This window comes from Thalassospira sp. TSL5-1 (assembly GCF_001907695.1).
In the GTDB taxonomy this organism is placed as follows: domain Bacteria; phylum Pseudomonadota; class Alphaproteobacteria; order Rhodospirillales; family Thalassospiraceae; genus Thalassospira.
In genome coordinates, this window is sequence record NZ_KV880645.1 from 23,066 (window position 1) to 36,508 (window position 13,443).

The window sequence follows — 13,443 nt, forward strand, 5'->3', positions numbered from 1 at the left end:
ATAACGTTATTTTTTTCCAGGCCATTCACGGCCCAAAACGAACCATCGCCCTTAAAACCTTGTTTGCGTATTTGCACCAATCTGGCGCAACCAGTCTTCATATTCACGCCCGGCATCGTGCGAGGATGCGTGTGCGCCTTTGTCATATTCCATTCGGCTGCCACGCAATTCACGCGGCGTCATGCCATACCGACGCCGAAAAGCCCGGCTAAAATCATTAGCATGACTAAATCCGTTTTCACGCGCGATAACGGCAATCTGCTTAGCGGATTGCGAGAGCAAATCCCGCATCGCCTTGTCCAGACGCTGCTCGCGCAGAAAATGGCGGACGCCGCCCTCTTCCTGAAACAGGCGGTAAAGCGCACTGCGCGAAATACCACAGGCATCACAAATCTGATTAACATCAAGATCCGGATTACCCAGATTTTGCCGGATAAAGGAACGAATACGAAAATCGGCCAGATCATCATTTGCTGAAGCTGCCGCATTGCGACCAATTGGCCCAAAACTGTTCAGGCAGGACGCCACCATCGCGGTTACGGCGGGCATCAAATCTTTCCCGTCCAACTTGTCGATCAGCGGTAAATTGCGGTTAAGCAGCAGAATATATTCCGCCAGCATCTGTACAATCGGCTTAGATGCCGACAATACCCGCATGTTATGTTGATCAGGATGGTTCAACAAAGGCACAATATGATGCCGCGGAATAATCAGCGTCAGATGCCTTAGATCCGTTGTAACCGATTGCATTTCACGCGCCAGATCAAACACCAAAATGTCTCCGGCACGCGCAATACGCTGCCCATAGCGGTCTTCCCAGGCGGCACTCCCCTCCAGAAAAAGCTGAAACATGAAGTGATCCAGCCCATCCCGCGCAATTTCAACAGCACGCCGCTGCCAGGATTGCGCCACACTGCGCATGTCCGACAAAATCAAATCACCAACGCGAAGAGCATTAATTGTGACATTAAAACGATGCGGATCACGGTTCTCACGCGAGGCATCAACATCAAAAATGCAAGATATACTCTCGCGCCAAACATCATATCGCATTCGTTCTGCGATACGGGACGTATCGAAAACAGATTTCTCGATCACATGTGCTGGCATGGATCCCTTCCATCAAAACTGTTTTACCTAAACAGAGTGATAACTACCCAACTGACTTCACCTCTACTTGAGGTGTATTTTTGATTCAGTTTAAAATTTGTACCATATCTAAAACAAACAGACTAGAGACAGAGGAATCAAAGATAAGAAACCATACTTGCAGGTTAAAAAACTATTCTAAAGTATTGTAAATTACATCTCTGCAAACGAATTCAACACCAAACAACCAAAAGTTACAAAACATACATAAACATAGATTTCTACTTTTATTAAGAAATCCAAATGTATTTCTATGATTTCGAGCCATGAAAGTCATATTTTCGAGCATTGGAAGTCTTTTACATCCCATCAGGATTTCGTGACCTATACTAGTGGGCATATGTCAAGATCCAAAAATCTACGAAACAATCCGCAAAAATTGGCCCCGGCCAAGGCTCCAACATCGAATGCGGCACTGGTTGCATGCCTGGTTTCTCATCTGTCTTTAATCTGCTAGAACCGAAAAAACATTCACAAACGGGTACATAACAGCCCGTCACCAGCTTGGAAAACCGGAATGACGACATCAAACACACCGGGATCAGACGAACAGCTTACCATTCCGCAGGCGATTGAACGGGCCTATGCCCATTGGAATGCGGGCCAGGCGCAGCAAGCCGAAATACTGGCCCGTCGTGTTCTTGATGTCTCGCCCGAACAAATTGAATGTTTTCATTTGCTGGGCCTGATTGCCCATGCCTACCAGCAACCCGGCCTTGCCCTGGATTACATGCGCAAGGCCTGCAAGCCAGATTATGCGCCCGGCGTTTATCTGGCTAATCGTGCGGAAATTTGCCGTCAGCAGGGCTATTTGGCCGAGGCCGAAGCTGCCGCACGCAAGGCTATTACCAAAACACCGGATTATGTGGGCGGGTGGAATAATCTGGGTATTATCCTGCAGGAAGAAAACAAACTTGCCGAGGCCGTTTCGTGCCTGGAAAAGGTCGTAAGCCTGGAACCGGAAAACCCGGAAGCCCGCAATAATCTTGCCAATACGCTATTGTTAAGCGGGCGATATGAAGATGCCCATACGCATTACCAGACCGCGCTCGACCTGCACCCCAATTATGCCGAGGCACACAGCAATCTGGCCCATTTGCTGACACGACAGGGGGACTATGATGAAGCAGCCAGCCATCTGCGCGAGGCGCTGGAAATCAATCCGCAACTGATTGATGCCTATACCAATTTTGTCGATCTGGAACTGAAACGAAACAATTCCGGCGAAGCGATGCGCCGTCTGGACAGTCTGCTTCATTTTGCGCCAGACCACCCGTCTGCCCTGATTGCCCGCGCCAAACTTCTGCATGGCCGGGCCGACCTTGATGCCGCGCTGAAATCAATTACGCGCGCTATTGAAATTGCCCCGCATATGGCCGCAGCACATAACGCCCTGGGCAAAATTTTGCATGACCAGGACAAAATTGAAGATGCCCTGACCGCCTATCGCAAGGCAGCATCGCTGCCGGGACGCGAGCAGGAACAGGCACAGCTTAATGTTGCGCTGCTTTATATGAATAGCGGGCAAAAGCAGCCTGCCATAGAGACCCTGCGCGAGATTCTGGCACGCAATCCCCGCTGTCTTGCTGCGTGGAACAGCCTTGCTGACATCAAATCCTTCCAGTCAGATGACGCAGACTACAAGGCCCTTTTGGCCCTTCAGGCGGAATATGAAAAGGGCGGCTTCAGCCTGTCAATTGATGACGAGATGATGTTTCATTTTGTGCTGGGCAAGGTTCACCTTGATAGCGGTGCTGCCAAAACGGCCTTTGACCATCTGGCCCGCGGCAACCAGATGAAACGCAACACTTTCAGCTTTGACATTGATAAAACCCGCAACTGGATACGCCAAATTGCGGCCACCCTGACAGGCACATGGTTGGAAAACCATGCCGGTCAGGGAGACACCTCCAAAATGCCAATTTTCATTGTTGGCATGCCGCGCTCTGGTACCACCCTGACCGAACAAATACTGGGTGCACATCCCGATGTTTTTCCGGCGGGAGAGCTTACAAAACTACAAACCATCGTTGAACAGGCTGGCCCCTACCCGCAATTTGCCACAAATATAAGCCCGGCTGCGCTGAAGGATATGGCAGAGAATTACCTGGCACTGGCAACAAAAAATGCCGGAACCTGCCAGTATCATATCGATAAAATGCCGGCCAATTTCCTCTATGTCGGGCTTATCCATGCAATGTTCCCGAATGCCAAGATCATTCATTGCCGTCGCGACCCGGTCGATACCTGCCTGTCTTGTTATCGCAAACTTTTCACAGCAGAGCAGTTGTTTTGCTATGACCTGGAAGAGCTTGGCGCGTTTTATCTGGCCTATCAGGAATTGATGGCACATTGGCGCAGCATTCTGCCCGCCGAAAATTTCATCGAAATTGATTACGAAGAGACCGTCACCAACCTTGAAGGCCAGGCGCGCCGCCTGACCGATTTTATCGGCCTACCATGGAATGCGGATTGCCTTGAATTTTACAAATCAGCCCGCAGCATCCGAACCGCCAGTGTCAACCAGGTGCGCGAACCGGTATACAAAACCGCGATCGGCCGCTGGAAAAAACATGCAAAGCATTTAAAACCGCTAACCGATATCCTGCTGGCAAAGGACTAAGCCGTTACGGCCCGTTCCAATAAGGAATGCGGGTAAATTCCGGGCGGCGGGATATTTCGTGCCAATCCCTGGCCCAGCAACAGTGATGGTCATACTGATCCATCACAACCATTTCCGCCTTTGACCTGTCAGGCAATGCCGCCATATAAGACCGGGTCACGTCGGGGCCAACGGCGTCATCCTGGCCGCCAGCAAAATGAAGCTGGGCGATATCGGCAACCTGAGGCGCAAAGCGGGCCGGATCAACAGAATCGGCAAGCGGTGTTAACCCGTCACGCTGCGCCCAATAGGCCAAATCGAGATTACCGGCCACAGTCACAATCCCGGCAACATCCTGGCGTTCGGCTGCCAGCAATACCGCCAGCGCCCCACCACCCGAATAACCAACCAGAACAAGATGGCGGGCACGAAAACGAGCTTTGAATTGGTCAATCGCCAAACTTATGCTGTGAATAATTTCTGGCGCATACCGCGCTGTGGTCCAGTATTTGCGGCTGCAATTTTCGCCCTTTTCCGGCATGGTATATTGGCACGGCCGTGCCAGATACACTACAGGCTGGGCTGCTATGCCCGTTAGGTGAATATCCTGCAACGCCATACGCAGGGCCACCGGGTCCGTCGGTGTTGGGTCCATTGCCGGGCGATAGGCCGTTACATAGGCCAGGCCATCCCCTTCCAGATAAACAAACAGGGTCTCGCCCTTTTGAACCGGTGACCAAGCGGCCGCAATATCAAACAGGCCAGCCTTTACAACCCCGGCCTGCCACCCGGCATCCGCCGCCAAGCGTGTCCGAACCTCGTGTCGGGCAGCTACATTGCTGCAGCCGGCCAATATCACCATTACGCCAAGCACCAGAATGGAGCGGATCAGCTTCACGCGAATTTCTCCTGCAGGGTGACACGCATATTGTTAATAACACTGTCCCAATCTCCAATGCGCGGCTGCCGGAACAGACGCACCGATGGGTACCACGGTGTATCGTCACGGTTTAGCAACCAGCGCCAATCGGGCACAAATGGCAGCATGACCCACGCCGGGCACCCTAACGCACCTGCAAGGTGAACCGGCGAACTATCAACCGAAAGTAGCAGATCAAGAACCTGAAATATCGCTGCGGTATCTTCAAAATCCTCGATCTCGTCTGACAGGCTGATCATTTTCATTCCCGCAGGCGGTTTTTTGGCGTCGTCGGCGCGCTCGCCTTTTTGCACAGACACAAATGTCACCCCGGCATCGCCAAGCGGGGCCAATTGGGCAAAAGACAGCGAACGATTGGCATCGTTCAAATGCGTTGGCCGCCCGGCCCATACCAGCCCGACCAGCGGACGGGGCACATCCTTTAGGCGGTTTTGCCATTTTTCCAGGCGTGCGGGATCGGTTTTCAGATAGGGGATTTCACCGGGCAAATCCTGCGGTTTCAGGCCCAAGGCCATTGGCAATGTCATCAAATGACAGTGCATGTCAAAGGGGGGTGGCAAGGCACCTTGCAGGATCACCTCGTCAATGCCTTCCATTCGCCGGGCAAAGCCTTGTTGCTCTTCGCGAATTTGCAATACGATACGGGCCTGACTGCGTTTTTTTGCCACCCCAATCAGACGAAGAAACTGAAAGGTATCACCAAAGCCCTGTTCATCATGCACCAACAGGGTTTTGTCGCGCAAAATCCGGCCATCCCACAACGGTTTTTGCACTTTGCGGTCCATATGCTGGGTATGTCCCAGACTATATCGGTATTTATATTCCCGCCAGCCCCGGCCAAATTCACCCAAAAGCAACAAAACTTCTGCCAGATCAAAGCGGATCTCCAAATTGCCGGGCACCTGTTCGACCAGCATTTCAAGAATGGGACGGGCTTCTTCCGCCTTGCCCTGGTGACGTAATGCCAGAACCAGCCAGCGCCAAACATGCAATGGCCCCGATTGCACCAGCATCTCGCGACACAGGGCTTCAACCGTCGCATATTCCTGTTTTTCCAGCGCGGTGCGGATTTTGTGTTCCATCGCGGAACCATCGGTGGCGGCAGGCATCGGCGTCATTGCTGTTCCATCTGTCATCAGGGCCCTGATCCAACGGCACAAACAATCATCACTATCTGCGTGCCAAGCAAGCCGAAATTAAATCACAAACCGCTGCTTTCTTTAACGGCTTCCAGTTCTGCCGAAAGATACAATGCTCTGGCGGGCCATTTCTGTTCTTTCTCACACCGTTGATAAGCGGCCAGATCTTCCAGATCAACCTGTTGAAAATAGGCGATCTGGCACAAATCAAGCAATTCATCATCCCGAAGGGAAGGAAGTTTCAGGGCCGTATCAAAATTCCTGTCAAAGAACACTTCTGGCGCGTTTTCCTGAGACGGAACCCCTGCCACTTCAGCAAGAAAAATCGCCTTCAATTTGCGTTTGCGGCTTGATTGCGCTGAATTTTTAAGACCATCAAGTTCTTTTACATTCAACAACATCATATCATGCCTCAATACAGCGTACATTTGCCCAAAACATCGACCATCGTGTCTTTCACCCAGGTCTCCACAATGCCTGCTTTCAGGGCAGGTTCGTGCATATACCCGTTCTTGTGGCCCGTCCGGCGTGATTTGGGTACGCCAGCAACAAACCGCCCTGCACTGGCTGGTACCGTCATGTCGCCTGCACCGCTTGCGGAGGCTATTTTGAAATCCGTGCCAACCCAGCCACCGGAAATTTCCTTGTCCTCTTCACTGCCCCAAAGCAAATCCTCCCGACGATAATCATCGGTCCTGTCCGCCGAAACATCCTTTTCACTCACGTCCCGCCCCCATGACCCCAAAGGTTTCGCGCTCTCCCAATCAACCCGGTCATAGGTTTTAAGGCCCGGATCATCGCTGTAGCAAAGATAGGTTACTTCGTGGAAATCGCCGGCAGCCGCGATTTTGTCGTGATACTTTTCTGCTTTCCTATTAATATCTATAAAATAATCAAACGGAGCGGTATGCTGAGGCAAGTCCTCCATCCCCTCTGGAAACAACCAGTCCGGATTTGCCGCCCGATACATCCGATCCTCGCGACGATAGATTTCGGTATAAGGATTACTTTTAGGTAATTCGATAAATGGTTCGTCATCCGACATCCATCTAACCGCCCAATTCCGCTCTGGATTTTGAACCGTCAGCCATTGAGCCTTGCCACTATTGTCCTTGTAACGTTTGTTCGGCAATAATTCCTGCCCGCCCGGCATATGCCCCAAAATGGACGTTACCAATTGCCCCTGACGCCCCAAAACCACATATCCGGCCCTTTCAAACGCACCGTCAATCGGCGAAAAAATGCTGAATTCAGGATGTTCAAACCCAAAATGAAAGCGTTTATATGCCGTTGCCGCACCGTCCGTTGGCATAACCGTGTGTAAAACGGCGAATATATCGCCCGCAACCCCGTGGATCATGGCTGCAGACCGGGCCACAAGCCCGCCCATCGAATGGGTCAAAACGATCGCCCCCGGGCATTGCGCACCAATATCTTCCGCACGCTGCTTTGCCTTTGCGACCCATTCCGTTATTTTATCTGCGGCATATTTTCCGGAATCATCATTGGATGCCGACCAGTTATATCCCAACGCAAAAACCGGCATTTCCACCAGACTGAATTCCGGGTTAACCTCTTTTACGGCAAGGCTTAGTGTTTGCGGAAATTGCTGTTCCAGTTTTTCCAAGATGGACCCATAAGAGCTCCAGGCGACAGATCCCCAATTTCGTTCGACCTGCGATCCCCAAAATCCATCAGAAGCATTGGAAATATTCTCATGGTCCGAATATTCCATTGGTTCAAGATAGTTTTTGTTGAATGACGCCCCACCAATAAGAGCCTTTTTTCGTGCACTGGCAGACAAAGCTACAGAAGTTCCCTCCAATGTATGATCACCTGGCACAGACATGTCGGCGTTTTCAAAGGCTTGCCCTATCCCGGTAAAGTGTAGAGGATTAATATAAAACCCGCCTGCGACGCCGTACTTTTTGAACATAAGGGCAACATCATCAGGATCCCAAATTGTTTTATCAGGATTAGCCTTCTGCCTTAAGCGCGACCCCATTATACCAGGAATAAGAACAACTGGTATAACAACATCTTTAGGACACTGAACCAAGACCTGCCTCCTCAATTAGGTTTAATATTACTCAGGAACCCTAAAAACTCCGTTTTGCTATTTTCCCAATTCCGGGCACGAATATCACCAATCGTCTCAATCGCGATAAGAGGCGTTTTGACATTCTTCTCTGGCCCCAAGAAAAGCGCCTTGATCCAGTGCCGGTCAGCGCCATCCTGGGCATCCCAAATGTGTGTCATGGAACCGCGATATCCACGACCTCCGGTAATATCCTTTTGTTCAGACTGAATAATATTGGGAACCATATTGACATCCCCAACCGGGGCCAATGGTCGATCATCTGACTTTGGAGACTCAATTTTCTGCGAAAGCACCAGTTCAAATCCATGACGGCCTTTTTCGGATCCACTCAAAATATCAACGGTGAAATCATATAAATGCCGAGGATTATAACCGGAAAAAACATATCCATCATAACAAAACCCGGTTGATATATTTTTTTCAGTTACAGGCTCAGCATTCATTTTTGCGTAAAAAGCATAGTATTTGGGATCAGATCCATCACCTACAATAGAAATTGATGCGTCTTCTTTAAATGAAATAACATTCCCACCAAACTTCTGCGCGCCCATCATGACCAGCATGCGATCAGAAATTAAATCCTCATCTATCCTTTTCTTTGCAACCACAAATTCCCACCCATTAACGCGAGTAGAAAAAACAGTCCCACCATAAAGTTCATTTCCGTGAATATAATCCAGCGCTGAGCCCTGAAAATTGCGCTCGATATGTGGATAATGCCAGTCGATATTTGTAGCCGGATGAAGCGAAGGCTTCAGCCCAGGCGGGATTTTTAAAGAGTGATAGCCAACGCAATAATCACGCCAGTCGCTGGTATCCACTTTCACATCGTCAATATTGATCGTATCCACGTCCGCCTCCTGTTTACAGGCCATAACCAGCGTGCAAAGCACGAGCATGAGAACCTTGCGGCAGCGTAAAAACAGTTTTTCAAACACGTCGGATGATCCTGCCTGCGTTGGGGTTTGCTGTTAGCACGACAAATGTCAGGTCTCTGGCAAAAAACAGCTTTCCGTTTTCCGGCGCTAATATATCGGGAAGCTGGCTCAGAACCGAGGGTTCCCAGAACCGGAAATAAAACCATTTCCCGCTTTCATCCTGAATGCGGACAAACTTGCGAAAATGCCGCCAGATATCCTCAAACCCGATGCACGACCGAATATAAATCCCTGGCTCCTTGTGCCACAAATGGGCGGTTGTCATGCTTTCGGGCAGTTTGGGATTGTAGGTTAACAACCGGCGCGTCATATCTGCGGACGGATCAAGCTCTAGCAGATAAGGGGCGACGTCTTTAAGGTCTTGCGCCGCCTGTCCTTTAAAAAGACATCGACAGGGCAAACCGCATTCCGCAATCTCGTCAAAGCCTGATTGCAGCTTTGCCGCATCTATAATCGCATAGGTCCGCATCACCGGCCCGCGGCTCACATCACCATCCTGCGCGATCTCGGAGTTTTCTGGTTCCAACTGCCCAAATAGCGGGTCAAGCAACATGTCGGGGACGTTTTTGACCGGCCAGACGCCAAACTGGTCATCCAGCGGAGATGGATCGGCAATGTCGTCGTAGGCGAGATAATTTTGTTCGGCTTCGGGCCCGATCCCGACATTCTGGAAATTCACCGGACCCAATTCGACAGGGTGCCCACCATGTACTGCGCGGGCCAAGACACCAATCTGGCTTTGTTGATCACGATGACGGCGCAGATAATGCGAGGCGCTAAGACCTTCCTCAACCCAGAGCAAATTCAGGCCTTGCGCCTCAAGGTGCTCCATCAGTCGGGCGTGAAAAACATCAAATCCATCGGCCCAAACGGCGACCTGACAGCGACATTCACGCTGCCCGTCAATCTCTTTGAGATGACAATCACCAATCCAGGCCTCGGATACAGACATCACGCCCACCCAACCTTTGAAAGACTCACGTTCGCTAGATCGTCAAAACACCGTCAAATTTGTTGATCCAAATACCCCGTTATGGCTCAGGGCTTAACCTTTGCCGTTGGCGAGCCTGATGTAATAGAGCCCCCACAACTAATCGCGCATCCGACATAGGCAATCGGTTTGCCGTTATCCATCGACTGGCTGGACCCCTGGGTAATGGTGCCGCCACAACTGCATTTATCGCCCACACGGGCAACCGGCTTGCCATCCACCAGCGACTGCCCGCCGGCCGAAATGGAGCCGCTGCCATGTTTGGAACAATCCACCTTGTCACCGACCCGTGCTACCGGTTTCATGGCTTATTCCTCCGCGGCCTTTTTGGCGCATTCTTCGCAAATCGGCAGGCCTTCATTAGCCGCCATCGACAATGTCGGCACCTGGGCGGAGCCCGATCCGCCCATCGACACTGCGCCCTTGAGGTTTATTTTCGGCGCCTCAAGCGTAATGCCCGATGAATCAAGGATGATCTTGCCACCCGGTCCTTTGATGATGAATTTTTCAAATGCCATCAGGGTATGGGTGCCGGTATTGGTGGTGATGGTTTTACCCACATCCATCTTGTAGGTCCCGGCGACCGAGCCCTCATAATTGCGGCCGGTTTCATAAAGATGATCAGCATAGATCGACTGTTTATGGATATTGCCCACCGTATGAACATGATCCTTGCCGTATTTTTCCTGCTGGTTGCGGCCAACAGAATAGGTCATGTCGTTACCGATATTTTCGGTATGGTCATTTTTGACATTGATGGTCTTGTCGTTGCCAATGCTTTCGCTCTGGTCATGGGCAACGGTTTTGGACCGGTCATTACCGATCTGGTGGGTTTCATTATTTTCAATGATGGTATTATGGTCTTTCTGCGCGTGCATAAAGACTTCTTCGCGCCCGGCCTCGTCTTCAAACCGGAATTCGTTATAACCCTCTCCCTTGTGGGTTTGGGATTTGATCGTCATCCGGGTTTTATTTTCCGGCAGGCCATAAGGCGGGCGGTTGGTGGCATGATAGGTCCGCCCGGTGACAATCGGCTGGTCGGGGTCGCCTTCCAGATAATCAACAATCACTTCATGGCCGATACGCGGGATCGCCATATGCCCCCAGGCCCCACCGGCCCAGTTCTGGCTTACGCGGATCCAGCAGGATGAATTTTCGTTCTTTTCCCCGTGACGGTCCCACGGGAACCACACCTTGATGCGGCCAAATTCATCACAGTAAATTTCCTCGCCTTCCGGTCCCGTCACATGCGCGATCTGCGGACCGTCAACCAGCGGCTTTTGCGCCAATGGCGCACGATAGGGCAAATGGCCCGGCATGGTGGTGAAGCTGGCCTTATAGGTGGTGGCTCCACTGCCCGCATCTTCTTCCAGCGCGGCGGATTGTGTGCCGCTATGCTGGACAGACAAAATACGATGACGGCCATTTGCACTGGCATCGTCATGGCCGGTCAGTTCAAAATGATACCCTGGGCAAAGCTGGATATTGCTGGTCTGGCCGTGGCCGGTTGTGGCATCGACCCGCACACTTTCAATCCGGTGCTTGGTAAAATCGCTGCCAACACGCGGGTCCTTGTAGCGACCCGGATAATCATACAGGGCATAATCCCCCTGCAGGCCATTATTTTCCTGCGCGGCCTGATTGCGGCGCTGATTGGCGGGCGGGTTTTTAAAGGTATAATCGTTCATCTCGTACCTGGATGAACGCAGCTTTTCACGCTGGGAAAAGGCACTGATCCAGCTACCACGATTTTGCCCGCCGGGACGGGAATTATATTCGATCTTGCCGGCATTCGGCAGCATCGGCGTTGCCAGCGGCGCGTCGGTCAGGATCAGCTTGTGGCTGTTTTCGGAATGTTCAAAATAATAGAAAATGCCTTCTTCCGACAAAAGGCGCTCGATAAAGGCACGATGGGTCTCGCGATACTGGGTGCAATATTCACGCGGGGAATGTTGACCATTCAGGCGCCATTCCACATCGGTGATGCTATATTCCTTGAACACCTCGGAAACAATCTCGGGCACGGTTTTGGTTTGCCAGATGCGGCTGTCCGACCCGTGATCAAGGCGGCTTAATGTCGGTCGCAGGGTTACGGAATAAAAGGTACGGCGAATGCCGCTATCGCCCCGTTCAACCTCGGTTACGATCCCGTGCAAATACCGGACTTCATCATATTTATTGTAAATACCCAGGCAACCTGGGGCATCTATCAGGGAATGCAGGTCTATCGCCGGGTCGGTGGAGGCAAGATTGATGGAAATCTCGAACGGTGCGTTAATGGTTTCGCGTGCTTCAAAGCCAACAACGGAAAAATCACCGACAGCACCGGTAAAGGCGAATGCCAGATCCTGGTCCTGCGATAAAAACCGTTTTGCCAGCCCCGAGAGGGTTTCTTCCGAAATGATATGATTCATGGTGCGCCTCTTGCTGCGAACGCGATTACATTAAAACACCCCAACCGGGAGATCCTTTAAACCAAAAGAACCGGTTTTCACCCGGAAACCGCAACCCTGACGTGTGGAAGTGGCAAAAACGTGGCCGAATAACAAAAAAAACTGCCAGCTCTTGCACACAACCGCACAAACACAGGAAGCCGGACCCGATAAACAGGTCCGGCAGGTCTGGTTGGGAAAAACAGACCTTAAGCCTGGACAGGGGAACGCCAGTCGTCGGAACCGGAAGTACCGGCAACAACGTGTTCCCACATGATTTTACGATAGGTCATTTTGATATCGACCAGCTGGGTGAAGTCCTTGGTGGCCGGATCTTTGGCATGCGGCATCGCGCAGTTGATATCAACGATCAGGGCTTCTTCAAACGAGGTGGTGAAGAAGTGAACCTGTTCGGATGCCTGGGTGCGGTACCACTTCAGTTCAACCTTCGGCAGCAGCTCGCCGGTGACGAGAGCATTGTACATCAGCGGAACGGCCTTGTTCAGCGTGCAGGTGAAGGTCACCGGCTGATGAATACGGGTGCCGGTCGGATTGCCCGACTGCGGGTCACGCGGGGTGATCACGGAATGATCAAAAGCCTGAACCATGATTTCATCTTCATGGCCAGCCTGCCATTCGTTGGTGATGCTGTCAAAGGTGGTTGCGCCCTGGGTGATCAGGCCCTGGGTTTCGCCTTCGATGGTAAGATATGCTGGCATCGGCATAGGAAAATCTCCATTAACAAGTTGGACAAATCGTTTCACCGCGTTCGGTGTGAAAGAACCATGCCTCAACCCATTGAGCAGCGTCTGCCCGAAATTTCACAAATTTCGCATTTTTTTCAATTCAGCATAACTTATTGATAATAATGAATAAAAATGGATTTTTCATCAGTTTGAATTTTGAACTATCGGGCGGATTTCCGCCCGCTCAAGCGGAAATCCGCCCGCACGCCGTAATTGAAGGCCTTTTTTGGTACCATTTGAAAGCGTAGTGACAATGTGATTCGCACCGCCCCAAAAAACGAAATCCCGCTTCATATTGCGAAGCGGGATACAGTCGACATTGACAGCATGCACATGACTATGAAGCCGACAGATCAGCGTGCCTTTTCATCCAGGCTTCTGCCTGATCATGAATATCCTTTGGCA

11 protein-coding genes are annotated in these 13,443 nt (G+C 51.2%); 1 reads left to right on the forward strand and 10 read right to left on the reverse strand.

The annotated features are described in order from the left end of the window. Window positions 1–51: 51 nt before the first annotated feature. Window positions 52–1,110: a helix-turn-helix domain-containing protein gene (locus tag LF95_RS22335; RefSeq protein ID WP_073957430.1), complete on the reverse strand. Its 1,059-nt coding sequence runs from the start codon at window positions 1,108–1,110 to the stop codon at window positions 52–54. 556 nt (window positions 1,111–1,666) lie between these two features. Here LF95_RS22335 and LF95_RS22340 point away from each other — a divergent pair. After that, window positions 1,667–3,772, forward strand: a complete 2,106-nt coding sequence (locus LF95_RS22340; RefSeq protein ID WP_073957431.1) for a tetratricopeptide repeat-containing sulfotransferase family protein — start codon at window positions 1,667–1,669, stop codon at window positions 3,770–3,772. 4 nt (window positions 3,773–3,776) lie between these two features. Here LF95_RS22340 and LF95_RS22345 read toward each other — a convergent pair whose 3' ends face one another. From LF95_RS22345 to LF95_RS22385, 9 genes are all read right to left on the reverse strand, one after another. Beyond that, window positions 3,777–4,649 (reverse strand): alpha/beta hydrolase, encoded by an 873-nt coding sequence (locus LF95_RS22345; RefSeq protein WP_143182155.1) that lies wholly within the window; start codon window positions 4,647–4,649, stop codon window positions 3,777–3,779. After that, entirely contained in the window at window positions 4,646–5,827 is a 1,182-nt protein-coding gene (locus tag LF95_RS22350; RefSeq protein WP_215905739.1) for a tetratricopeptide repeat protein, read from the reverse strand. Before LF95_RS22350 ends, LF95_RS22345 begins: the two co-directional genes overlap by 4 nt. Before the next feature lie 65 nt (window positions 5,828–5,892). Continuing rightward, complete coding sequence (locus tag LF95_RS22355; RefSeq protein ID WP_143182156.1) at window positions 5,893–6,234, reverse strand: hypothetical protein; 342 nt, start codon at window positions 6,232–6,234, stop codon at window positions 5,893–5,895. A gap of 8 nt (window positions 6,235–6,242) precedes the next feature. Continuing rightward, window positions 6,243–7,889: a lipase family protein gene (locus tag LF95_RS22360; protein ID WP_143182157.1), complete on the reverse strand. Its 1,647-nt coding sequence runs from the start codon at window positions 7,887–7,889 to the stop codon at window positions 6,243–6,245. A gap of 11 nt (window positions 7,890–7,900) precedes the next feature. Next, window positions 7,901–8,869, reverse strand: a complete 969-nt coding sequence (locus tag LF95_RS22365) for a hypothetical protein (protein ID WP_073957434.1) — start codon at window positions 8,867–8,869, stop codon at window positions 7,901–7,903. Beyond that, the gene (locus tag LF95_RS22370) at window positions 8,862–9,821 is read right to left on the reverse strand and encodes a DUF4123 domain-containing protein (RefSeq protein WP_073957435.1); all 960 of its coding nucleotides are present in this window, start codon (window positions 9,819–9,821) and stop codon (window positions 8,862–8,864) included. The genes LF95_RS22365 and LF95_RS22370 overlap by 8 nt, the downstream gene beginning before the upstream one ends. A gap of 86 nt (window positions 9,822–9,907) precedes the next feature. Beyond that, the gene (locus tag LF95_RS22375; RefSeq protein WP_073957436.1) at window positions 9,908–10,165 is read right to left on the reverse strand and encodes a PAAR domain-containing protein; all 258 of its coding nucleotides are present in this window, start codon (window positions 10,163–10,165) and stop codon (window positions 9,908–9,910) included. A gap of 3 nt (window positions 10,166–10,168) precedes the next feature. Next, the gene (locus LF95_RS22380) at window positions 10,169–12,274 is read right to left on the reverse strand and encodes a type VI secretion system Vgr family protein (RefSeq protein ID WP_083607912.1); all 2,106 of its coding nucleotides are present in this window, start codon (window positions 12,272–12,274) and stop codon (window positions 10,169–10,171) included. Between the two features lie 227 nt (window positions 12,275–12,501). Beyond that, window positions 12,502–13,011, reverse strand: a complete 510-nt coding sequence (locus tag LF95_RS22385) for an Hcp family type VI secretion system effector (protein WP_305790990.1) — start codon at window positions 13,009–13,011, stop codon at window positions 12,502–12,504. Window positions 13,012–13,443 lie beyond the last annotated feature (432 nt).